This window comes from Paenibacillus sp. FSL R5-0517 (assembly GCF_037974355.1).
Classification (GTDB): domain Bacteria; phylum Bacillota; class Bacilli; order Paenibacillales; family Paenibacillaceae; genus Paenibacillus.
Map to the genome: position 1 here is coordinate 5,952,678 of NZ_CP150235.1, position 24,071 is coordinate 5,976,748.

Sequence of the window (24,071 nt, forward strand, 5' to 3'; positions counted from 1 at the left end):
AAGTACAATGAAGACATATCAACTTATTCGCGAAGGAGGTCCATTCATGACCTGGTTGCCTTATGTTTTAATTGTCGGTATCGCCTTGTTTGGGGGTATTGCTACCCTGATTATCGGTAATTCCAAAGCCAATCAGACCAGCAACCCCGAATATGATCGACGCACAAAGCAAAACCTCAGTAAACTTTCCTATGTATACGTTGGTGCGATTGTACTTGGTTTTGGCGGACTAGTCCTCTATCTCTTCAACTAGAATGTTTCAATTCAGCAAAGAATACGTTCAAACATGCCTAGCAGCTTCCGTTTTCGTTCTACATCCTCCGTCTCTACACACATGTTTACAAGTTGGAGATAATTCAGAATTATTCTGGATATGTTCGGGGTTTAATATAAAGCCATAAGGGACAGCGAGCCCATTAAATTAAACCAAACCCCAACTTGAAGGAGAGATATATGATGAAAAAGAACATGAAGAAATCCGTAGCAACGATGATGGTACTGGGCATGACATTAACAGGAGCAACGGGCGTATTTGCCGGAACGCAGCTGGAGAAGATCTCGGCATACCTTAACCATGGAATTAGCTTCAATGTAGATGGCGCGGCTTACTCACCAACCGATGGCAATGGCAAAAAACTGGCTCCAATTACCTATAACAACTCTACTTATCTGCCTGTACGTGCGCTTGCCGATGCGCTGCATGTGCCTGTATCCTATGACGGCAAAAAAGGTCAGGTCATTATCGGCCAAGCCACGAGCAATCCTTCGGCCTTGACGAATGTAACGTATAGCGCAGCACAAAAAGAGGCAATTCAAAAGGCTTTTGCACAATTCGATGGGTTCGAGACAGCTTATGCTCCTCAGCAGATGATTGCAGGTGACACGTTTAAAAGTGTAGGGGCAGGTGGCGACGGCGTCAGCTTTGTTTTCAACCATATGAAAGTGGATGTATCTCCAAGAGATTATTCGGACGGTTATACGAGCAAAGACGTGAAACTGTCCAATGGCGTTATCGCCAAATGGTACACACCAGACCAAACGGGCATGCTCACGTTCCAACTGGAAGATCGCTACGTTACCCTTAGCTCGCCGGATCATAAGTTGAGTCAAGCTCAGTTGCAACAAGTCGCTGTCTCTGTTCAAAAATCTAACAGCAACAATGATCAAGGGATCACTGCATTCGCAGATGTGAACTACAGCAAGCAACAATTGGATAACATTCGCAAAGCATTTGCGAAGTTTGACGGGTTTACAACAGCTTATGCCCCACAACATATGGTTGCCGGAGACACGTTCAAAAGCGTAGGTGCAGGCGGCGATGGTGTTAACTTTGTTTTTAATCGCATGAATGTCACGGTATCTCCTAAAGACTACTCGTTCAGCTATGATGGCAAAACGGTTAAACTGCCTAATGGCGTATCCGCCAAATGGTATACACCAGACCAAACGGATATGCTCACGTTCAAGCTGGATGATCGTTATGTAACCCTCAGCTCACCGAATAACCAATTGACTCACACTCAACTGGAGCAAATGGCGGCATCCGTACAAAAAGTGAAATAATTGATGCACCCTTATTATTAAAAAATGGAAATATAATAGCCAAGGCACAGTAATAACACTGTGCCTTGGCTATTTTTATCCGGTTTATCTTCATAACAGGATCTACACTTAAAAAGGGTTTATTGGACAGAAGGCTTGGATTCTTCAGGTTCATCTTTTAGATCGGCAACCTTTATCACCGGGTATGTTTGTACCGCTCGGTCCAAAGTCTGCTTCTCCATCAGTTTTCCATCCAAGACAACTGCGGAGACGCTTGTCGTGTTTCGAATGTCTTCCAGCGGGTTCTTGTCGAGCAGCACGAGATCGGCGAGCTTTCCTTTTTCTACCGTGCCCAATTCCTGCTCTCTCTCCAAATATCGCGCCGGATTCAGCGTTGCCGCCTGTAAAGCCTGTAGCGGGGTGAGGCCGCTCTTAACTAGCAACTCTAGCTCATCATGCAGAGATATACCGTATATAAAGTTAGTCATCTCGAAACTGGAATCACTACCTGCAAGCATAGGCACGCCGGCATCATTCAATTTTTTGACCATGCCTGGCGTTAGGGAATTGATCGCTTCCATTAATTCCGTTTGTTCGGGAGGAGTGGCACGAATCACTTCAGCCCATTGCTTCTGCACGGCCGTCGGTACGTATTTGGACCGCTGATCGATTTCGGTTTTGGCCATATTCACATAGGTAACAACGGTCGGTACAGGCCAGACTCCCTTTTCTTTGAATTTGCGAAAAAGCTTGTTGGCCTTAACAGAATCATAGGATTCAGACGCCTCGATCTCCGCCAATGAATAACCAAGTAAATCGCTCATGTCGGCATTCTTGAAAATATCGTCTTCAATGCTTGAAGTGGCAATAAACAAACCGTGCAGATGCTCTATGCTCTTGAATCCGAGTTGAATGGCTTCAGTGGCACGTACCTCAACCGGCAAATGGCCCACTACCGGCAAACCGTACTTTTGGGCTTCATCTATGACCGCCAGAAACAGAGAACGAGGCAACCAGGAGTATACCTTGATATGATCCGCTCCATGTGCAACGTTAAGACGTACGGCTTCCCGTGCCTGTTCCTCTGTGTTTAAATAAAACATGTGGGGAGCCTCATCAGCTGGACCTCCATTTAAAGTAGATCCCGCATAGACAAGACGTGGGGCAGGCATACCGGCACGCATACTTGTTTTCCATATATCGACGTTCTTCAAAGACGCTCCCATCTCTCGTATCCCGGTCACTCCGTTTGCCAGAAAGAGCGGGAATGCGGTTTTGTAGTTATCTTCCACATGGACATGCATATCCCACAAACCAGGAATAACGTATTGACCTGTAGCATCCCGTACTTGCGCATATTCAGGAATGGCCGTTTGCTTGCTGTTTCCAATGTAACTGATCTTGTTATCCATTATGATAATGGTTTGATCATTGCTTAACTTTCCAGATCTTACATCCACGATCGTTGCATGCTCAAGCACCAGCGTCTGCTTAGTCACAGGCTCAACGCTTGCATATCCAGTATCTGTACCTCCCGTTAATGCAATCAATATTGCAAAGATCCCTAACAGTGACTTTCTGAAGCTGCGTATTTCTTTCTTTAAACCCATGCTTATCCTCCTCGTAAAATAAATCATATCAACCGATATAACTTGATTATAGAGTTCGGATCCTGCTTTTTTATTAATTCATCCTTACAAAAAGCTTACACTCTTGCACGAGCTTAAGGGTTTTGTAAGAATCGAGTAATAAAAATGAAGGCTTTCGTCTTTATAATGATAGATAAAATGACTGCAAGGGACTGTATATAGAGGAGAGCAAAAGTAATGACATTTATTGTACGTAGTATTAACGTCACCAGAGAACTGCGGAAGGGGGTTGGAGTCGTTGCTTAAACTGATCTCGATGGAACTAAAGAAGTACCGGTTCGCCCGTTATATCGGCTATGCCGCCATGGCTAACCTGGCGATCCTTCTGTTCCTGACGATGATAGGTATTAGCGATTATGGGGCACAGGATTACGCTTTTGCCACTTACTCGGAGTCGTTCATGCTAATCGATACCTTTGTCAGAGCAACCTTCATGATATTTGCTGGGGCCCTGCTCTCAACTATGATTGTTGGGGAATACAGAAACAAAACGCTCGGCGTGCTCTTTACATATCCGATCAAACGCCGCAAGTTTATCGCTGCCAAATTGGTCATCATCTTCGTCTTTACGTCCGGAATGATCCTGCTCACTGACGTGCTGATGGGTTCCGTTATGTTTGCCATGGATGGCTTCTATCCTTTCATTGCGGATTCGCTGACGATGGAACAGGTTGGGGCGCTATTGCTTGAGTACACCTTTAGCTCGCTATCTGCTGCCGCAATGTCCCTGATTCCTTTGTTATTCGGGATGCACAAAAATTCGGTTACGGCCACTATGGTTACCTCCATCCTGCTAACGATCATCGTATGCTCCGGATTTAATGGACCGCTGGTATCCATTAACTCCTTCATGGCGATCCATTTGTCGCTTGGAGCCACCGGATTGTTGATTGCCTTACTATCAATGCTTCGTCTAGAGATGAAGGACGTATAGACCGGGGAGAAATCCCCGGTTTTTATATTTGGCCTACATCGGGAACCTCCCTCCCACAGTGAAGATCACAATACCAACTTCGTTAAACGAACAACCCTGCGATAGTACATCGAATCCATGAGATCCTCCCAGTCGAGTTCACTGGCATTAACGTCTCGATAATAGACCGCAGCAGCAGGCAAGAAACCAACCAGAGGCCCTGTACCACCACATATCAGACTCCCGCCGTCTCCGCCTTTGGGCATCACATCCCCAGCCGAATCGAGCGTAAGCTCATATTTGTAGGGATCACCAGCAAACTTTATGCCAAAGAAATTCGGCAGTTCCAGATCATAAGCACGATCATCCTTTTCTTCAACTCGTGAAGAGGCCGTCTCTGCCGATCCATCCACAGTTTCATCCATGCCTTCCACACTTCCAAAATGCCTCAATCTCATCGTATAGTCAAAGCTGTCTCCCCAAGGGAATAACGTGCGACAACCGCCACCATAGATATACTCCCATTCGTCTTCAGTCAGCAGACCAAAGCCCGCCGCTGCTTCCTCTCTCACGACGTCTTCCAGTTCTATTCCCTCGTTGAACCACAGGATTCGCACTTCATCTTCACTTTGGCGAATCAGACGGAATTGTTGATGCAATTCATATTCACGGATCTCCGACTGTTTAAACTGCTCCAGTGCTGCCGGAAAATCAGAATCTTCCTGCGCGAAGGCTTCCTCCTCGGACACTTCAATCCAGCCCAGCGAAATGGTCTCACATTCCACAAGCATGGGCGCAATGTTAACCGTTCTGACAGGTGACATCTGACTCGCCAGAAACGAATCCACGTCCTCTACACCATACTCACTGACCGTTTCATGTAGGTCGCCTGAGGTTTCTTCGTTCATACCATGCTGCCAACGATCCCAGCCGAGGGTTATGCGGTTCCCAGGTACAAATACAAACCTCTCCTCTTCATGCGTAAACACACCTGTCTGGATTCGCTGACCGAAACGTTCAAATGTCTCGAGACCCTCATATACCATACCTTCCGGTAATTGATGAATCAGCTTACGCATCCAAGCCTCTTTGTCCTGGGTATTCAACTCCTGCCACATGTCTCGACCCAAAGCTTCCACAACTCCCCCCGCCTCTCCTAATGCACTTTCAATTCGCTAAAATGCTCCACTGTCTAGCCCAGTACAATCTTCCTTGCCCTGTTTACATTTTTATTTGCCTGCGGCCTGCAACAGTTTCAGCAATAATTCCTTCCGTCTTCCTTCCGCTTTGCGAGCGAGCGTTGTGAGCTTCTCCACCTTGCCGAAGATTGGGTAAAGTACACGTTCCACTTCGTAATGCTCAAGTCCTTGAATCTGCCTAACCAACCGTTCGAGTATTTCATCATTCTCCAGCTCAGTCTGAATCTTCAGCTTCAGACTATCCGTTGAACGACGCAAGCTGGCGACTAACGCAGGTATGGACTGAGCCGTTACACCCTGTTGTTCCACAAATGCCGCAATGAACTTATCCTGAATTAACTGATGCTCATCATCCACTTCGCCCATGTAATATTCAATCAGCGGGAAATACCGCTCATCCACAAGACCCAGTCCAAAGGTTGCATAACTGCCTGGCATACCATTTTTCTCTCCCTCGGTATCCTCGTAAAACTCAAACTCCTGGATAGCCTCACGCGCATACTCTTCCAGGAGTGGATATAGCTCCGGGTACTTCAATGCATTGGCAAAGAATCGGTGCGTATCCGACTTGGCGAGTCCTTTGATCGGCAAATATTGTTTTACACTGGACTTGAGCTTGATCTTATAACTTTTTGGAAAGCCCTGCTTCAACAAATGAGTGATAAAGGTAAGTGCCTGCTGATAGGCACCGGGCTCTTCCTTCCGAATGTGAATGGTCATCAGAGCGAATACATCATTTGCTTTGCATTCCACTTCTTCCGTTTTCACATAAATATCCTCTTTCGCATACGTCCCGCTGCCTTCCGTCATCATCAGTGCCGCACGTCTGCTGCCGAGTTGCTTCGCGAGTTCCAGGTAAGTCTGACCTTCGGCTTTGCTATAATTCGGCTCAAATCGTAGAATCATCACCGCCGCGTATAACAGTAGATCTATCGGTTGAGTCCCGGCTACTTGCGCCTTCTGCTTCTTATCCGACGATTGGTCTGTCTGTGATTCAACATCCCATTCCAACGTCGCTCCTGGCTTAAGCGAATATTCATTGGTACGATATGCAGAAGACTGCACATCATAATACTGTGGCAAGAACTGACTCTCCGCCCATGCCTTCAACGCACGAGTAATATCACCACGATGTTCGGCAAGCGCCTCCGGGCGACCCTGATTCAACTCTTGAATCCGGTCATACTGCCTGAGAATCCATGCCACATCCAGTTCAGGAAACAGTTTAGGGTCAAGCAGATGACGCGTCAAAAAAAAGGATTCTAACGGCTTTGTTGGATATGCACCATTCTCCAGCTTCTGATCAATGTATGTATGAATACGCTCAAGCAACTGCTGCTTTTTCTCTTCATTGATATATTCCAGCAAAGTCAGTTGCAGCTTTCCTTCTGTTGTAGGGAATTTACCACGGAAGGTAAATCGATAGTCAATCAACGGGGAATCGGCCAGCTTGTCCAGTCTTCCCTGAACAACCTCTACTAGCCTAGGTCCAATCTCGTTACGAACCTGTTCCTCGGTAAAGGCTCCTGCCTGCTTCGATTTCAGACCATCATCCAAACCCAGATCTACACTGTCTACTGTAGTCCGTCCAGGTCTATAATCCAGCAAAATATCATTGAAAATGCCCATTTGCAGCGTAGTTCGCTTCACAACACTTTCCAAGTCATCCCGCTGTTCCTGTTCATCAAACCATTCATGAATTGTCGTCATCATCTCTTCCATTGCCTGGTCATAAAGTGTACTCATCGAATCTCCTGCCTTCCCATGCATCTAATGATGTTCATCAACCAAACTTGAACCTCTATGAATCCCGGATCAATCCGAGGCATCTCTGTTATAAATACGTATTGATGTTCGTATACTACCTATTATTTTACTCTCTCAAGTACACGGGGAACAATAAGGCAGCAGGGGGAGAAAAGGTGGTGAAAGATAACCATAAGTGGTATTTAAGACATGCCCTAGTCAAAGAGATCTACGGATGCCTTTCACATCTATGTAGGCTCTCGGTATGCCCTCGCTATCATCATGCCCACGTTGTATAATCATGATATTCCTTTTCAGGAGGTCAGACGAAATGAGCTACAGCAAATACTTCCCTTTGGAAAACTATTTGAATCAGGTTGCAATCACCCTTACATATGCAGAGCTTGAGGAAATTCTCGGATTTAAGTTACCCCCGACAGCCTATAATCGCGAGCAATGGTGGGTGAATAATGCCATGAATCATACACAGGCGCTATCCTGGTTAAATGCCGGATGGAAGGTGGATAATGTGATTTTAGGCAAAAACGTTACCTTTGTCCGCTGCGAGTCATAATATATCTGAGACATACCAAAAAGCAGGTTAGACTGATGAATTCATCAGTTCTAACCTGCTTTGAATATTAATTAACTGTCTTATACCACTCATTCACTTCGGCGGTAATATCATCGCCGCCCATGGATTTCCACTTCGTCACAAACGCATCAAATTCCTCAATGCCCACCTGGCCATAGATGATCTTGCTGAACGTATCCTTCTCCAGCTTGTCGATTGCGTCCTTCTTCATTTTCATCGTCTCGGTTGGAGCTCCCGTGAATTTGTTCTTGATCGCATTATCTTTATTCGCAACGACCACTTCAGCGGCCGCAAATACTTCAGGTTTGTTGGCAATCTTCGTATTTTTCTCAAAAGGAGTCTCTGGCTCTTTGCCCTTCGCAAGTTCCGCCAGCGTATCCATCATCAGATTCGGAATTCGGGCACCATCATACGTAATCGTATATTTGAGTGGTGATACGCCATCCTTCACTTCAGCTTCACCAACGACTTTGCCATCCACGATGTCATAGTCATATCCTTGCGCGAAGCCATGCTCGAACTCGCTGCCTACTTCCGGGTTGGCAAAATTGTCGAATAGATAATTCTGATATGTGAAGAAAATCTCCGGGTTCGCCATGTCTTTGTTAATCAACACAACGCCATTGCTTGCACCAGATCCATGTTGGTGGCTCTCACCTGTTGGCCCAGTAGGTAATGCAATGGCTTTGTACGTGGCACCATCCACATTTTTCTTCACATCATCAATCGGCCAATTTGGCATCCAGTGTGGTCCCACGATAATGCCTGCTTTACCTGCGGTAAACAGTTCTGCTGCCTTGATCTCGTCATACACGCCAGCTTCTTTGGGTAGGTAACCTTTGGACAACCAATCCTTCATTGTCGCGAGGCCTTCCTTCACGCCTGGCTGAATGGAACCATATTGCAGTGTTCCGTCTCCAGCATCATTCCACTGTCCAGGCATCGTGTTGTACATGCCAAAGATCCAGCCGGATTCCGTCATCCAGGTATTCAGCGCATTTTTCATGCCCACCGTCAGACCATACGTATCTTTCTTGCCGTTCCCATCCGGGTCCTGATTCGTAAAAGCATCCATGACCGTAACCAGCTCATCGATCGTTTTCGGTTCTTCCAGTCCCAGCTTCTTCAGCCAGTCTTCCCGGATAAACATGACCGAATCACCATTGTAGGCATAATCGAAGATTGGAATGCCGTAACGCTCGCCCTCATACATGTACGGATACCATTCTTCCGGTGCCGATTCGGATGCCTGTTTCCATGTGTCCGAAGCATACTTGTCAAACAACTCGCCTGCATTCGCAAATTTGCCGGACTCAATTAATTCCCGCACCAGATTGTAGTCTCCCCGAATGGAGACAATATCCGGCAACTCTTCGTTAGCGGAAAGGGACAAGCGCAATTTCGTGTAAAATGCATCATTCGTTACCGATACAGCCCACGGTGTGGTCAGATCGATGCCGAGTCGTTCCTTGGCCCATTTCGTATGCACATTGTTCTGTGCGGTTTCCCCATTCTTGAATTTCGTATCATCATTCCATGCTCGCAGATAACTCATCTGTACCGCAGGTTCATACTTTCCGTCTTGCAGAGCAAGTGGCGCAGCAGCTTCCTTGGCCGGTTCTTCCTTGGCCCCCGAACTACATGCCGTTACAGCAACCATCGTTATTGCGAGTAATGCCGTCATCATTTTTCTATACATGAACTAACCCCTCCTCAGGTAACTTGGATACCCTTATGTGCCAAATGCACCTTACATGAAAAGGATAGTGCAGCCGGGGAGGCAAACATATATCACAATTTCAATGTTCATATCGATTTGTTAACCGTTCCGAAAATCCTGCGGGGTCAGTCCATAATGTTTGCGGAACACCTGAATGAAATAAGGCGTGTTGTTGTATCCCACTTCCTGACCGACTTCATAGATCTTCATCGCCGTATGCTTAAGCAAATGAACCGCACGTTCCATTCTGGAACGGATAATGTAATCACTAATGCCTTCGCCTGTGGATTGTTTGTACATTTTGGACAGATATACCGGGTGCAGATGCACCTCTCCGGCAATGACCTGCAACGACAGATCCTCGCCCAGATGATGATCAATCCATTGCTGCACCTGCCGAATCAGCGTTGATCCGGCATCCTGACCCGCATCGCTGGTGCTCTCAGCCCACTGCTGCATCACAGACCGAGTCCACGTTTCCAGACTACGCAGTGAGATGCCATAACCATCCTTGAGCAACTGCTGGTACTGCTCGCCAAGCACTTCGGCTAACTGCCTTCCTTCCCGATGAGCCATATAGGAGAAAGCCGCCGCCAGATAATGAAAAGCCACATACACATGTTCCGGGAACACACTGTTCGACAGTTCAGCAAAGATCTGATCGATCTTGCGGTGTGCATCCTCCATGCGCCCCGCTTCCAGCAGCGCCGTCAGACCTGGCGGTTCATACAGCGCCGCAAGTGACTTCAACGTGGCTCCATTGGTTCCCGTTGCCGGATTCAGATGTACTCCTTTGCCCGCATCGGCTTGCTTGCGAAGTGCACTGACGGCTTGATGATATAGCTGAGGCACCTGATCTGGAAAACGTCCCATACGACTAACGGACAGGGAAATGGTCGCATTCAGATACTGCCTCACACTGTGAAGCAACCGTTCTCCAAGTCGGCCCATTAGCATTTCCGGTTCGGCTTGGGTTTGTTTGGGACTGGCCATAAAGACCAGATCATCATAGGCGTCATCCGTATGGCAGAGATGATAGGTACTGCCGTAGATCTCTTCCACCACATTGGAGATGGCGTACTTCATCAGTCGAAATGCTCTATGTGTGGGTTGATGGTCATCATACCGGATGAGCAGCAGCTGCATTTTATCCTGTGGCCGGAACCCGATCTCCAATTGCCCCAACTTGCCTTCGAGTTCAGCATCCGCAAATTTATGCCCTAACAGTACATCCTTCATCAGCTCCGCCCGCTTTTCGGGCAGATGCTCCCTTACCGAATACATGGCCCGCTGATGCAGCATTTGTTTCTCACCTTCCAGGCGAATCTGCACGGCGGCCTGCTGCACGGATTCGATCAGTTCCTCATCCCGGACCGGTTTGAGCAGATAACTGACTGTCCCATGTTTGAGCGCCTGCTTCGCATAATCGAAGGAAGCATGCCCCGATAAAATAATACATTTGGTCTGTTCCCACTTTTGCCGAATGTGACTGACCAGATCCAGACCGGACATACCCGGCATGCGGATATCCGTGATAATAATATGGACCTGATGTGTTGCCATATGTTCCAGTGCCTCTTTGACTGAATAAGCTTTGAATACCTGGCCAATCCCGTGTTCTCTCCACGGTATGGAGACAGCGATCGACTCTACTGCGGAATGTTCATCATCCACGACCATCAGATTCATCATGCGGTTGTTCCTCCTCAAACCATCGAATTTCTACACTAAGTCCACCGTAGGGAATCGCTCCAAAATGAAGACCAGACGACAGCCCATAACGCGTAACGAGACGCTGGTGCACATTCCACGTGCCTGTTCCAATCTCCTCGCCCATCGGTTCATTGATCTCCCGTTCCAATTCCGCAATCTCTTCCGCTGTCAGCGTGACACCGTCATTGTCTACAAACAGGCTATATCTTGTATATTTCCGCCCCTCAATATGTTCGGGTACCGCCATCCCCGTTACGACGACATGCCCACTGCCCTCCATCGGCTCAATGCCGTGGATCACCGCATTTTCTACGATGGGTTGAATGAGCAGCCGCGGAATATGGAGCTGCATCAAGTGCTGCGGTACGGCAATCTCGTAGGTCAGCCGGTTGGTCCGCATCTGCTGGATGGACAGATAATGGTCTAATAGCCGGATCTCTTCCTCCACTGTCGTCATGTCATTCTCGCCTCGCGTAATGTAGCGATAGTAATCTCCCAGACTTAGCGACATGGCAATCACCGCTTCCCGGTTGCCAAGCTGGGTCATATTTTTGATATAAAACAGGCAGTTGTACAGAAAATGTGGATTGATCTGTGATTGCAGATGTTTCAGTGTGGCTTCCCGTGAGCGGATACGTTCCTCGTATACCTTCTCGATCAGTTCCTGAATCTGCTCTGCCATATGGTTGAAGCTCTGGGTCAGGTACGCGAATTCATCACGGGAGTGATCGACTGGAATCCGCGTGGACAACTGGCCTTTGCGAATCTGTTGCAGCCCTCTCATCAAGCGATGGATGGGCACCTGAACTTTTCGATACAAAAGCAGTGCAGCCCCGATACTCAGCACGAGCAGTAACAGAATGGAGGTAATAAACATATTTCGGCTCTTATCCATCGGGTTCAGCAGATCATCCAATACCACCGGGTTCACGTACACTGCTTGCAGTTGTTTGGAGTGCACGTAACTGACCAGATACTGTTTGTCGCCCACCTCCAGCTGATGATTACCTTCCCTCTCCGGTCCGTTAAAGGGGATATCTCGCATGATCGCTTCGACCAGTTCGGGGTCTGCCGTACGGTTCAGCAATGGATCGTTACCTGGTACGAGCAAGAAAGGATCTCCGCCCTGCGTTTCTTTAAAATCATCCAACATGGCAACGATGTTCATCGGGTCAAAATCAATCTCCATCACCGTTCGCACGCCTGCGTTCACCGGTTTTTCATTCCACTCGTAGTTATCCGTGAAAAAGTAGGTGAAACTCCCCTTCTCCAGCTGCCATTGGCCAGGTTGCGGGAACGTCAACATCTTCTCATCGTAGACCGTCCGGCTGGACATGGTGGACAACACAAGTTCCGCTTGCGGCAGCACAATGGTAATATCGTTCTTCCAACGGCTGGTGGACTGGTACAACGATAATTTGTCGAGAATATCCAGATAGATGCTGTTTTTCTCATATTGGCTGGTTGAGTCCGTCATGTAGCGGTAATGCAGAATACTCGGATCTCGCAGCAACGTCAGGCCATACAGCGAGAGCTGCTCTATATTTTTATCTACCTGAGAACTGAAATAATTGAACTGGTTCAGACTCGATTGCTGTTTCTCTTCGACGACCATATCCACATTTGCCTGGTTCGCGTACGTATAGAGCAGCAGAATGGGTACAAGCAGGCAGATTAAGAGAATGACCGTCTTCGCAAATACTGTGAATTTCATCGTTTCACCCTGTCCCTGAATTTGAAGTCCTTCTATACCGAAGTCCTATTTTATATTGAAAACCCTTACATTTCTAGTTGATTTTATATTCGCACGCTTTCCTGCAACTTGTAATCCCGTGTTTCCATCAACAAGTTAATATTTCAACATCCGCATTGAAATGTTGTTCTATAGTCCGCCCTTTTCCGTTGCTATAATTCAGTTGCTCCACTCTGTGCAGAGGCTTTCTCGCCTCATGTTTTCAGGGTTGGACGAGATAAAGGAGGGACCCTGATGGCTATCGAACAACCGTTAACAACCCATACGCCGGGACGAAAAATGACACCTCATCCACGCAAACGTACCCGCTGGAATTTCAAACGCACGTGGCCGCTGCATCTGATGCTGCTGCCTGCTGTACTGCTCACATTGCTGTTCGCCTATGTGCCCATGGGCGGCATTATTATTGCTTTTCAGGATTTTAAACCCTGGCTGGGGTTCACTGGCTCCAAATGGGTGGGCTGGGACAACTTCCGGTTCATGTTCGAATATCCCGACAGCGTTCAGGTCATCTGGAACACGGTACTGATCGCTTCAATGAAAATTGTGGCCGGACTTATCGCCCCTGTTGTATTTGCCATTTTACTGAATGAGGTTCGGAACTCCACGTTCAAACGTTTCTCACAGACCTTGGTGTATCTGCCCCATTTCCTATCCTGGGTAGTCCTGGGCGGCATTCTGCTCGATATGTTATCACCGGAAGGTGGACTGGTAAACCAGGTGCTGGCGGCGGCTGGTGTTGAACCAATTTTCTTTCTGGGGGATGGCGACTGGTTCCGTGTAACGGTGGTGGTCAGTGATGTATGGAAGGAATTTGGATTCGGCACGATTGTATTTCTGGCAGCACTTGCAGGCATTAATCCCGCATTGTATGAGGCTTCTGAGGTAGATGGAGCAACGCGGCTCAGACAGACATTACATATTACCCTGCCTGCACTTGTGCCGATGATTATCGTGGTAGGTACGTTATCACTGGGCAATATCCTGAATGCAGGTTTTGACCAGATCTTTAACCTGTACAATCCGCTGGTGTATGAGAAAGGCGATATTATTGATACTTTTGTCTACCGGATGGGGATTCTGAATGGCAAAATGAGCTTTGCGACCGCTGTTGGACTATTCAAATCATTTGTCGCGATGTTCCTGGTCATCTCCGCGTACCGAATGGCGTACAAAATCGCCAATTATCGTATTTTCTAAAAGGGTTAGCATAATGCATTAAGGGGGAATCAAGGTGTATCACAAAACAACCGGGTACCGTATATTCAATGGTTTTAACCTGATATTCATCGCGGCCGTCTCGATCCTGTGCATCCTGCCGCTGGTCCATATTCTGGCCGTTTCCTTCAGTGGTAAGGCGGCAGCATCCGCCAATCTGGTAACACTTTGGCCGATTGATTTTACGGTGGACGCGTACACCAAAACATTTGGTAACAGTAACTTTCTCAGTGCACTCTGGATCTCAGTCCAGCGTACGGTTCTGGGCACACTGCTCAGTATGACACTTGTCTTCCTGACGGCTTATCCATTATCCAAGGAAAGTCTGCACTTCAAGGGGCGCTCGTTATATGCATGGTTTTTCATCTTCACGATGCTGTTCAGCGGGGGATTGATTCCGTCCTATATTTTGATTCAGAAGCTTGGACTGATTAATACGATGTGGGCTCTCATTTTGCCGGGAGCGGTCGCTGTTTGGAACCTGATTCTGATGATGAACTTTTTCCGCAACGTACCGAAAGAACTGGAAGAGGCTGCATTCATCGATGGGGCCAATCATATCACGACCCTGTTCAAAATCTATCTGCCAGTCTCCATGCCCGCGATTGCGACGATCTCTTTATTCACCATGGTAGGTCAGTGGAATTCCTGGTTCGACGGGCTGATCTATATGAATGATGCTTCCAAATATCCACTCGCCACGTTAATGCAGACCATAATCGTACAGCAGGATTTCTCCAACATGAACGTGGATGCAACGCAGCTCCAGAACATGTCTCAGCGTACGGTGAATGCGGCTCAGATCTTTATTGGCGCTCTGCCGATTCTGCTTGTGTATCCGTTCTTGCAGCGTTTCTTCGTTAAGGGAATTGTGCTCGGGGCGGTAAAAGAGTAAGGCAAACACATGGAATCCCGTCATGGGATTCTTCTTCGTTGTATAAGTGCACTCCATAAGCTCATTATTTCAGTTGTTTTGGGATTTTTCTGCCGCGAATAGCGTTGTTATATTCATTAATTAATTCATCCAGCACCATGGATTGGCGAATAACCTCCGGATGCCACAGTTCGGCATATTGATCAGCAATCTGGTAGAGCCTTTGCCGTGCATGTTCGATACATTCCTGAATGGTTTCCGGATTATGTACCATACTCCCGCCCCCTGTTATCCTTGAATATCATCATCCAAAAAAGACCATCTAATATAATATTCGGAACAATAGGGGGTTTGGATTACCCCAAAATTAAAATTTTGGTTATTTTTTCTTATGAAATTTATTATGGCGTGGTTCACATGAACTGATGTTACACATCTGTTCAAATCAAATAAACCGGATCGGCTGTCGCCTCTCCGGTTTTATTCAGCTGAGCTTTTCAATATGTTAGCTATCATGCTTCATTCATCTTAAACCTACGTCATCAAAGCGATTGTGTATCGTCTCTGGAAAGGCACGTTTAATGGCATCAATGGCACGTTGTTCGGTCACTCCTGCCTCTCGGATAAGCTCAATCACGTTCTGCACACATTTCGGTTCCTTCGTATTCCATGAGATTGAATCATTAACTACATCAACAATTTCCGAATACAGTTCTGCGAGCAATGCATACTCATGCATGACATGAACCATCCGATCTGATAGGTACGCCAGCCCTGCAACATAAGAGGCAATGTCCAGTCTTGATCTGGCATAATAGCGCAGTACAGTCGCCGCTTGTTCTGTATCATATGCTCCAGCCTGCAAAGTAGCAGCCATAACCGTATACGCAGCCGCTCCACAGGCATAATCCTGGGAGGGCAGCATGTAGTCATGGGTTTCCCATTTGTATACGGCCTGAATTAATGATTCCTTGCAAACTTCCCATAGATCCACAGATTCATGAGATTCAAGCACCTGATAGTACCAGTATGGCGTACTGTTCCTGCCAAATGAATCATAAGAAAGACGAATGATTTCATTGCCTTTACTTTCACAGATGAATAGCACCTGCTCCGCATCATCATATCCGGCAGCAATGACAAATTGATCATGCCAGAGAATCGCACCTACGCCCCGGTCAATGGACGCCTTGATGTCCAATACGGCCTGCTTCTGATAGAGCGGAAAAGTCGGTTCAAATGAAAATCCACCATGCTGTCCCGTAGTTACGCCAAGAAAATCAGCCGCCACAAAGTTCTCTGCCATCCAGTTGTATGCCGAGATTGATTCTGCGGTCAGACGCCGATCCACCACTAATCGGAATGCACTTGCCGTCATACCTGCAATCATGTGGCGAGGTAAATCCATCCACTGTGTGTGCAATAAAATACGGTACATCGCATCTGTATACGAACCCACACCATTCCATGATAGGTGTGCATCAGCAGAGGTTGGAGCTTGCGGGAAGCGAATCCAGTCCTGCAATACTACTTTTGTCGCCATCATCCTTCACTCCCTTCCTCTCTCATCTATCGTGCTGAATGTGCTCCCCACCGTGGTATAGTAGACCTTTTACGGTCAGGATACTTCCTGGATATCAATCGAAAATAATCAATAGCCTGCTCTTCTAATGCTTTCGCCTTCACTAGTAACTGTGCTAGATCTTCTGTGATATCTGGTCTCAAGACACGTCTATTCTCCTGCTGAACCATATATCCTTTCATTTGGTCAATTAACGTCCCAAGCTGTTCATAACATGTATAAGCCTGATCCAGTTCGTTCCATATCCCTCGAACATCCTGCAGATACATTCTTATTTCGGTTCGCGAATGGCAGAAGGATTCCAAAATATAACCCGCACCCGACTCATCAAAATCCCCACTCCGTAAAGCCAGCACCCACTCATCATATGCCTTTCTACCTGAAGCAATATTCTGATCAGGTAACAGACGATAGGGAATATCCCAATCCTCTATCGCCAGTCGCAGGGATTCCAGCAGCATCTGTTGTTCAGAAATGCGGACCTGATCACCAAATACTTGACAATACCAAAATCCGGTAAAGTTTAAACCGAAATTGTCATACAACAAAATCTGCGGTTCCTTGCTCCATCCGTCTTGCACATAAAAGATGCGGTCACGGTCATCATATCCAGAAATAACACCGAACTCAGGAATCCAGTAGATCACACCAGTGCCTTCATCAATACTGCGTCTCACCCAATTCACTGCATCCTGCTGGTAATAACCAAACGTGGAATGACGTGTACGTCCCCCATCCCAGATCGTGAATATCCCCAGGTTATCAACTCCGGGACGATGTGCTTCCCCCCATTGTCCATACGCTGTAACCGACATGGGAAGTAGTCGGCGATGCACCGCCAGCTTGAAAGCCATGCCTGTATATCCGGCAAGTACATATTTGGAACCTTGAAACTGGCCCGTATGGGTTAGTATCGCATGCAGACTATCCACGTATGATTTGGACTCCCGCTTCATGATGAGGTTATTTAACACGACTTCAGCCAAAGAAAAAGCTCCTCTCCATGGTGGTTTGCCTGATGTATTTACGAGAAACAGCAGCTTGCTCTGCATCTGCTCGTTTGTTGCCTGTTTACAGACTCACTCTATGTTCCAAGCCTGTGGATCAACACTTCTGCGCTTTGCTGAAGCTTGCGTCTAAGCCACCCAGGAGACAAAAGCTCTTCCCATTCGCTAATAAACAAATGCTGCAAGAAAGCGTCCGTGTCATAAAATTCAACCGAATAAATCCGATCGTGGCTTGCCCGAATACGATACCCCTGCCACATCTCCATTTGCTGCACTTCCTTCAAACGAATCTCAGCTACAAACGGTTTTCGCACAGGCAATGATTCTTCCCATCCACCTAGCAAGGCGTCTGATCTATACTCAAATCTCTCATCCGATACCGAAACATGAACAATGCCTTCCAATCGAATGGCCACTTGCTGTACTGGGTCTGCTTCATAACCCACCACGTAATCGGCGTTAAACTGGGATATCATCTTTAATGGGCACAAGGAAAACTGCCGTTCTCCATCATGATCCCTGTAATGAATATGTACTCTGCGCAAGTCAGTTATGGCATGGGACAATAATTCAAAGAATTGCAGTTGCTTCGGTTGCGCCGAAAACACCGGAAGCTCGCTACTTCCCATCTGTTGTTCCTCCAACGTAAAACGCTCCAGCAAATGTGCTACACGTTTCACCGCATCTGCTTGATCATAATCGTAATGTCGATATCGATGCGCCAGATATTTCAACACACGTTGCTCTTCTTCTGTCATATACAAATGGGGCAATCGAAAAGTCTGATCCTCATAACAATAGCCGCGATATTTTGCCATATACACCAAAGGGGCTCGCAGGGAACTTGCCATATATTCAATATCACGCTGAGCCTGACGACGGGAGATTTCAAATTCACGGGCAAGCCAGCTGCTATTCGGAAAACGTCCACCCCGAATCTGTTCGTCAAACCAGTGAATCCGATGCATGTTACTCATCTTCCCGCCCCCGATCTTTTCCGATCCTATTTCACTTATTATATCAAAAGACATGGCCTGTTCCGAAGAACAGGCCTGATATGTCAGACGTGTGCCTTATCCACTCTGGATTGCACTGCTTTGGAGCATTTCTTGCATACTTTCAGACTTGTACCGTCTGTTTTTGTTTGCGTATACAACAATTTTATTCGGGTACTGCTACATACCGGGCATGTTCCCCGGCCCCTGGAAGGAAGACTCCACAAGACGCGTCCTCTTTTGGTTTTTGCCAATGGTTGTGAACCTCTTTTCAATATGGTTTGTGTGTTCACCGTTATTATATATGGCATGGTACGACACAGAATGTCGCAGCAGTTTTAGAGGTGTTTCAGAAAATAAAAATGTCCCCTCTTCGACCTGAAGAAAGGACAACATTTAGGAAAGATCTGTGCTCGACTGAGCTGCGGCCTGCAATAATGGTTGCAGGAGTCCTGGAAAGCGCATTTCCAGATCATCGGACCGCAGGGTGAGAAAATGCTGGGTGCCTTGCACTCTGACCCGAATAACTCCGGCTTCCCGCAGAGTTCGAATGTGGTGTGACATCGTTGACTTCACAACAGGTGCATGAAAATGGCTGCACGGCTGCTCCCCGCTTCTGGCTGCTTCCGCAACAATCCCAAGGCGAGTCGGGTCACTCAGCGCATACAGTACGGAGGAAAGTTCAATATCTGACACCTGTGGATGATGTAAAATTTTCATACGGTAGTCTCCTTTTTTCAGACTATGCATTGTATTCTAACACAGATCCATGATATATTTCTAATGTTCGACACCAATCGAACTTTAATGATTTCGTTATGTAACCCCTGCTGTTAGGCACGGGATTGACATCATACTACATTTTGCAAATGTTACACCCGTTTCTGAAATGTTGCGAAATACACATCACTTTAGGAGGTTTTTATGAACAACACCGCAACCGCATCATCAGGGGAACGGACCGGAATACAGGAAGGATTAATTGTAGGCTTGCTTGGCTTCACCGTTGTACTCGTTGTTATGAATACAATGATGTTTAATCTGGCGCTGCCTAAAATTGCAGCCGAATTCATGCTTACTTCCGTCGCTTCCTCATGGATTGTTACAGGGTATTCCATTGTATTTGCCATCTCCTCGATTACGTTCTCACGTCTATCGGATTTCATACCCATTCGTACATTATTCACAACCGGGCTTACGTTACTTGGTGCAGCATCCGTTCTCGGGTTCTTCAGTAATCATTTCATCATTTTGCTTATTGCACGTCTGATTCAGGCTGCGGGTGCTGCTTCTGTTCCGGGTCTCGCCATTGTGCTGATCACACGATACATTCCCAATGATCGCCGGGGTAAATCGATGGCTGTCATCATGTCCGCCAGTTCACTGGGGCTTGGACTTGGTCCCGTCATTGGGGGAAGTATTACTCAATTTCTGGGATGGCATGATCTATTTATCGTTACGGGACTAACGTTATTCTTGATTCCTGTATTCTTTAAACTACTTCCGCGGGAAACCCCGCAAAAAGGTTCATTCGACCTGCTGGGTGCCGTGCTTCTTGCGATCGGTACTACCGGTGTATTGTTATTCCTGACTTCACGTCAGTGGTTCACGCTTGTTATCGGTGCAGCGGCACTGCTTCTGTTCTGGCTCCGAATTCGGCGCGCGGCAGATCCATTTGTTCAGCCTGCTTTGTTCAAAAACAAGAAATATATGATGCTCAGCTCGCTGGGTATTGTATCGTATATCAATAACTTCTCAACGCTGTTCCTGCTGCCGCAAATTCTGGCGCATCTATATGGACTGACCCCTGCTCAATCCGGACTTGTCATTTTCCCCGGCGCAGTCGTGTCCATGCTGCTGTCCAACCGGATCGGCCGAATGATTGACCGACACGGCAATACGTTGCTGCTGAAGTTTGCACCATGGTTGCTACTCGCCGCAGCCGGATTGTTCGCCTTATTTGCAGACAATAACATCTACGCCATTATGGCTGTGTATGTCCTGCTCAGCGTTGGTTTCTCATCGCTGACCACCAGCGTGTCCAATGAATTGTCTGGTAACCTGACCATGGATCAAGTGGGCGCAGGTATGGGACTGTTCCAACTCAGTCAGTTCTTCAGCGGTGCTTTCAGCGTTGCAGTTACTGGCGTAGCCTTAACGGCGATGCAGAACTTGCCACTCTCCTCGGCGTACACCAATATTTTCTGGGGTATGACCGTGGTCGCACTGGCATCCGTTATTTTCTCTCAGGTGTATCTTAGAATGCAGTCACGGAAAGTCACAGAATCAACTAGTCGGATCTAAAGTCAGCTACTCTACTCCAATAACCAAAAAAACAGCCCCAAGGGCGCATTCATTGCGCTACTCGGGGCTGTTTTTGGGTTGATCGACTTCTCTATTCTTCTACACTGATTATCCTATTCAAACAGGTCCAGACGAAGACGTTTCAGACTTGTATGTTTGATGTACCACTGACCGTCGATTTTGACAAAAGTTTCGTGGTAGTGCCCAAATCCGTGGAAGGATTTGTTCTCATTGCCCTCCGGGAACGTCACCCAATCTTCCATTGGGGAGATAACCTTCGCTTCATTCTCGGATACGAATTCAACTTCCGCGCTATGAACATGATGTACAGTTACGGCAACATCCACCAGATCACGGAATACTTGTACGATGGTGTCGCGACCGGTTAATACCGGAATTGGATTGCCTTCTGTGCTGAAATCGGCCACTGCATCGGGGGCAAACACATCACCCAAGATGTCCCATTGTTTCGTATCAATATAGCGGCAATAACGCGCCTTGGTGTTCCGAATGTTTTCCAGCGCAAGCAATTGTTCCAGTCCTGTGATCGTTGATTGGCTCATGTGTTGTCCCTCCAGAGATGTAAAATGTGATATAAGATCGGATCAATTATGTATGCACCTATACCTTCCTTATTGTACCATTCGACTTCTATTAGGCACAACGATACAAAAAAATCTTCCCTTACCTCTTGTGAGGTTGAGGAAAGATCTGGATATACCTATGGTAGACGAGTTAATCCCATCAATTCAAGCCTCACTTCCAGCCCCAAGCTACTGCTGTGCACTCCAACTTTTCATCTGGGAAGCGAGTTCTGACATTTTCTTATTGTTCAGGAAACTTTCCATCTCTTCTTCCGCCTGAACCATTACCTGCTGGATCAAACAGCCTGCGTTATGATTCTGGGAACATTCGAACAGGGATGCCTGACCTTCAATCGCATGAATGATCTCCAGGAAAGAAGGATCAGGATTTTTACGACTAAGCCGATAACCACCATTGGCACCGGATGTGGATTCGATCATACCCGCCTTAACCAATTTGGTCAATATTTTGGACAGGTAGGTTGGCGATACCTTCTGCAATTCTGCAAGTTGGTGAACACTAACCAGTTGCTCAGGGGCAGTGCTTACAAGATGAAGCATGGTATGCAAAGCATAATTTGTTGCTTTTGAATATTTCATGAGGGCACCTCATTATACACGGATTTAATTTATCCATAATAGACTTGATTGGGCTCTCTGTCAAACTACTACACTTCAAGCGCTGACAACATCGAAAGGATACGAGTTAATTGTGATACAATCCGCGATAATCCGTAGGTGTCATCCCCTCATGAGCCATAAACTGGCGGTTAAAATAACTGGCATTGGGATATCCCGCTTCCTCTGCAATCTGTCCAATGTTGGCCGAGGGCCGTTCCAGTAACCATTGCTTCGCCATCTGTAGTCGTGAACGAGTGATAAACTCCATAGGTGTCATCTCTACAGCACTCTTGAACATCTTGCAAAAGTAATACGAACTCACACCTGCAAGATCTGCCCAGTCCTGTAACAGGAAAGGTTGACAGGCCTCTTGCTGCATCTGTGGAAGAAGCGCAAGTACCCGACTCTCCGCCTTACTTGTGGTACGTGTATTCTTCAAAGGTACCGCATGCTGCACGAACTCGGCGAGTACGGAATAGGTCAATGTGGATAGCTGAGCCGGACGCAGCATGGTATTCTGTTCCGCTTCAGTCAGCAAGGCCAGATGAGCCTCTTCCCAAGAGCTGCGCTGCCGCAATGTCCATAACAGATTACGATGTAACCCCCGTTCAATCATATAATCATGCAGACGTTCACCGTAAAAATGAACCCATCGTACATCCCATGGATCATCTTCACTACTATAATAATGTTGTCGCTGCTGCGGGAAATAAAGTACGGCCTGACCTGCACGAAGTTCATGCTCTACCCCGTCCACTTCCACATATCCCTTGCCCGAAGCAACATAGTGAATATTAAAATTGTTCAGCACACCTGCCTCCCGTAATACGGAATGCTGGGGATGATCCATATAGTGTCCAACGGATTCGGGATAACAAAAATATGGAATATCCTGCAGGGTAAGCAATACGGTTTGTCTCATCATAGCCGGTTCTCCTTGATCAACAATATTGTGTTAACTAAATTCAATATATTATCATTTTAATTCATTGGTCTATTCATTATAATCACAATATACATTTATACACAGGAGGATACAACACATGAATTCAGTTAAAAAATTGCGTTGGGGCATTCTTGGTAGCGCTAGCATTGCTGTGGAATCCGTCATTCCTGGCTTGCAGCAATCCGAGTTGAATGAAGTAACCGCGATTGCCAGTCGAGACGAACATAAAGCCAAACAAACGGCCGAACAACTTGGGATCGACAAGGCTTATGGCAGTTATGAAGCTTTGCTCGCTGACGATTCCATTGATGCCGTATATATCCCACTGCCGAATCATCTGCATCGGGAATGGACGATCCGGGCTGCAGAAGCAGGCAAACATATTTTGTGCGAAAAACCACTGGCTCTGACAGAGCAGGAAGCTCAGGAGATGGTTCAAGCTTGTGCAGATGCAGGTGTGCATCTCGCGGAAGCATTCATGTACCGTCATCATCCACGTTATGAGCAGATCAGGGATATCATCGCCAGCGGTGAGATCGGTGAGATCCGTGGTATTCACAGCACATTTTCATTTAATAACTCCAATGCATCCGGCAATGTCCGCTTTCGGAAGGAGTGGGGCGGAGGTGCACTGTATGATATCGGATGTTATTCCATCAGCGTAGCACGTCTACTACTTGGTCAGGAACCAAACGCAGTTACCGTTATTGGCATGTTCTCCCCACAGCATGATCAGGTCGATATGATGGCTTCCGGATTGCTGGAATTCGATAATCACGTTGGTGTGACGTTTGACAGCAGCATGTGGGCAGCCTTCCGCAACACGCTCGAAGTTCTAGGTTCTGATGGCATCATTGAGGTACCATCGGCCTTTATCGGTCGTCAGGATCGCAGTTCCAACTTCTATGTAACGGCTGGCGGTGAACGCAAAGAGATTGAAGTTCCGCAAGTGAACCACTACTCTCTGCAGGGAGATGACATGGCACGTGCCGTACTTCAAGGCAAGGATCTGCGCTTCGCCCCTTCCGATGCAGTAGCTAATATGAAAGTGCTGGAAGCTTGCCTTCGTTCAGCGGAAGAACGTACACGAATTACACTATAATTGAGAGG

23 protein-coding genes are annotated in these 24,071 nt (G+C 47.0%); 8 read left to right on the forward strand and 15 right to left on the reverse strand.

All coding sequences use genetic code 11. The features are described from left to right. Nucleotides 1-46: 46 nt before the first annotated feature. Both MKX40_RS26620 and MKX40_RS26625 read left to right on the forward strand, forming a co-directional pair. Nucleotides 47-253, forward strand: a complete 207-nt coding sequence (locus tag MKX40_RS26620) for a hypothetical protein (RefSeq protein ID WP_091019193.1) — start codon at nt 47-49, stop codon at nt 251-253. Between the two features lie 200 nt (nt 254-453). Beyond that, entirely contained in the window at nt 454-1,563 is a 1,110-nt protein-coding gene (locus tag MKX40_RS26625; protein WP_339237885.1) for a hypothetical protein, read from the forward strand. Between the two features lie 119 nt (nt 1,564-1,682). On the opposite strand, the gene MKX40_RS26630 is transcribed toward MKX40_RS26625, so the two are convergent. After that, nucleotides 1,683-3,152 carry an amidohydrolase family protein gene (locus tag MKX40_RS26630; protein WP_339237887.1) on the reverse strand — a complete coding sequence of 490 codons (1,470 nt, stop codon included), beginning with the start codon at nt 3,150-3,152 and terminating at the stop codon, nt 1,683-1,685. 277 nt (nt 3,153-3,429) lie between these two features. Between MKX40_RS26630 and MKX40_RS26635 the strand changes: the two genes are divergently transcribed. Beyond that, a complete protein-coding gene (locus tag MKX40_RS26635) occupies nt 3,430-4,125 on the forward strand; it encodes an ABC transporter permease (protein WP_339237889.1) in 696 nt (231 codons plus the stop codon). A gap of 65 nt (nt 4,126-4,190) precedes the next feature. On the opposite strand, the gene MKX40_RS26640 is transcribed toward MKX40_RS26635, so the two are convergent. Further along, complete coding sequence (locus MKX40_RS26640) at nt 4,191-5,243, reverse strand: hypothetical protein (protein ID WP_339237891.1); 1,053 nt, start codon at nt 5,241-5,243, stop codon at nt 4,191-4,193. A 90-nt stretch (nt 5,244-5,333) separates the two neighbouring features. Beyond that, a complete protein-coding gene (locus MKX40_RS26645; RefSeq protein ID WP_339237893.1) occupies nt 5,334-7,049 on the reverse strand; it encodes a DUF6138 family protein in 1,716 nt (571 codons plus the stop codon). 331 nt (nt 7,050-7,380) lie between these two features. Between MKX40_RS26645 and MKX40_RS26650 the strand changes: the two genes are divergently transcribed. Beyond that, nucleotides 7,381-7,623: a hypothetical protein gene (locus tag MKX40_RS26650; protein WP_339237895.1), complete on the forward strand. Its 243-nt coding sequence runs from the start codon at nt 7,381-7,383 to the stop codon at nt 7,621-7,623. Between the two features lie 67 nt (nt 7,624-7,690). On the opposite strand, the gene MKX40_RS26655 is transcribed toward MKX40_RS26650, so the two are convergent. From MKX40_RS26655 to MKX40_RS26665, 3 genes are all read right to left on the reverse strand, one after another. Beyond that, nucleotides 7,691-9,343, reverse strand: a complete 1,653-nt coding sequence (locus tag MKX40_RS26655; protein ID WP_339237897.1) for an extracellular solute-binding protein — start codon at nt 9,341-9,343, stop codon at nt 7,691-7,693. A gap of 120 nt (nt 9,344-9,463) precedes the next feature. Then, complete coding sequence (locus MKX40_RS26660; protein WP_339237899.1) at nt 9,464-11,056, reverse strand: response regulator; 1,593 nt, start codon at nt 11,054-11,056, stop codon at nt 9,464-9,466. After that, nucleotides 11,031-12,791 (reverse strand): histidine kinase, encoded by a 1,761-nt coding sequence (locus MKX40_RS26665; protein ID WP_339237901.1) that lies wholly within the window; start codon nt 12,789-12,791, stop codon nt 11,031-11,033. Before MKX40_RS26665 ends, MKX40_RS26660 begins: the two co-directional genes overlap by 26 nt. A gap of 318 nt (nt 12,792-13,109) precedes the next feature. Here MKX40_RS26665 and MKX40_RS26670 point away from each other — a divergent pair, with 318 nt between their 5' ends. After that, complete coding sequence (locus MKX40_RS26670; RefSeq protein ID WP_124118238.1) at nt 13,110-14,030, forward strand: ABC transporter permease subunit; 921 nt, start codon at nt 13,110-13,112, stop codon at nt 14,028-14,030. A 34-nt stretch (nt 14,031-14,064) separates the two neighbouring features. Next, the gene (locus MKX40_RS26675) at nt 14,065-14,943 is read left to right on the forward strand and encodes a carbohydrate ABC transporter permease (protein WP_017692164.1); all 879 of its coding nucleotides are present in this window, start codon (nt 14,065-14,067) and stop codon (nt 14,941-14,943) included. 64 nt (nt 14,944-15,007) lie between these two features. On the opposite strand, the gene MKX40_RS26680 is transcribed toward MKX40_RS26675, so the two are convergent. The 6 genes from MKX40_RS26680 to MKX40_RS26705 all read right to left on the reverse strand — a co-directional run bounded on the left by MKX40_RS26680 (nt 15,008) and on the right by MKX40_RS26705 (nt 19,226). Further along, complete coding sequence (locus MKX40_RS26680) at nt 15,008-15,196, reverse strand: aspartyl-phosphate phosphatase Spo0E family protein (protein ID WP_253441053.1); 189 nt, start codon at nt 15,194-15,196, stop codon at nt 15,008-15,010. 249 nt (nt 15,197-15,445) lie between these two features. Next, nucleotides 15,446-16,468 carry a hypothetical protein gene (locus MKX40_RS26685; RefSeq protein ID WP_339237902.1) on the reverse strand — a complete coding sequence of 341 codons (1,023 nt, stop codon included), beginning with the start codon at nt 16,466-16,468 and terminating at the stop codon, nt 15,446-15,448. Nucleotides 16,469-16,491: 23 nt separating this feature from the next. Continuing rightward, nucleotides 16,492-17,490, reverse strand: coding sequence for a hypothetical protein (locus MKX40_RS26690; RefSeq protein ID WP_339237903.1), 999 nt, complete (start codon nt 17,488-17,490; stop codon nt 16,492-16,494). A gap of 98 nt (nt 17,491-17,588) precedes the next feature. After that, the gene (locus tag MKX40_RS26695; RefSeq protein ID WP_339237905.1) at nt 17,589-18,488 is read right to left on the reverse strand and encodes a WYL domain-containing protein; all 900 of its coding nucleotides are present in this window, start codon (nt 18,486-18,488) and stop codon (nt 17,589-17,591) included. A gap of 83 nt (nt 18,489-18,571) precedes the next feature. After that, complete coding sequence (locus MKX40_RS26700; RefSeq protein WP_076253532.1) at nt 18,572-18,760, reverse strand: hypothetical protein; 189 nt, start codon at nt 18,758-18,760, stop codon at nt 18,572-18,574. Nucleotides 18,761-18,902: 142 nt separating this feature from the next. Further along, a complete protein-coding gene (locus MKX40_RS26705) occupies nt 18,903-19,226 on the reverse strand; it encodes a helix-turn-helix transcriptional regulator (protein WP_339237907.1) in 324 nt (107 codons plus the stop codon). 204 nt (nt 19,227-19,430) lie between these two features. Between MKX40_RS26705 and MKX40_RS26710 the strand changes: the two genes are divergently transcribed. Then, nucleotides 19,431-20,810, forward strand: a complete 1,380-nt coding sequence (locus tag MKX40_RS26710; protein ID WP_339237909.1) for an MFS transporter — start codon at nt 19,431-19,433, stop codon at nt 20,808-20,810. A 113-nt stretch (nt 20,811-20,923) separates the two neighbouring features. Here MKX40_RS26710 and MKX40_RS26715 read toward each other — a convergent pair whose 3' ends face one another. From MKX40_RS26715 to MKX40_RS26725, 3 genes are all read right to left on the reverse strand, one after another. Next, entirely contained in the window at nt 20,924-21,373 is a 450-nt protein-coding gene (locus MKX40_RS26715) for a nuclear transport factor 2 family protein (protein ID WP_339237911.1), read from the reverse strand. 210 nt (nt 21,374-21,583) lie between these two features. Next, nucleotides 21,584-21,994 (reverse strand): Rrf2 family transcriptional regulator, encoded by a 411-nt coding sequence (locus MKX40_RS26720; protein ID WP_091019160.1) that lies wholly within the window; start codon nt 21,992-21,994, stop codon nt 21,584-21,586. A gap of 106 nt (nt 21,995-22,100) precedes the next feature. Beyond that, a complete protein-coding gene (locus MKX40_RS26725; RefSeq protein WP_253441065.1) occupies nt 22,101-22,940 on the reverse strand; it encodes a helix-turn-helix domain-containing protein in 840 nt (279 codons plus the stop codon). 118 nt (nt 22,941-23,058) lie between these two features. Here MKX40_RS26725 and MKX40_RS26730 point away from each other — a divergent pair, with 118 nt between their 5' ends. Then, a complete protein-coding gene (locus tag MKX40_RS26730) occupies nt 23,059-24,063 on the forward strand; it encodes a Gfo/Idh/MocA family oxidoreductase (protein ID WP_339237917.1) in 1,005 nt (334 codons plus the stop codon). The last annotated feature ends 8 nt before the right edge of the window (nt 24,064-24,071 follow it).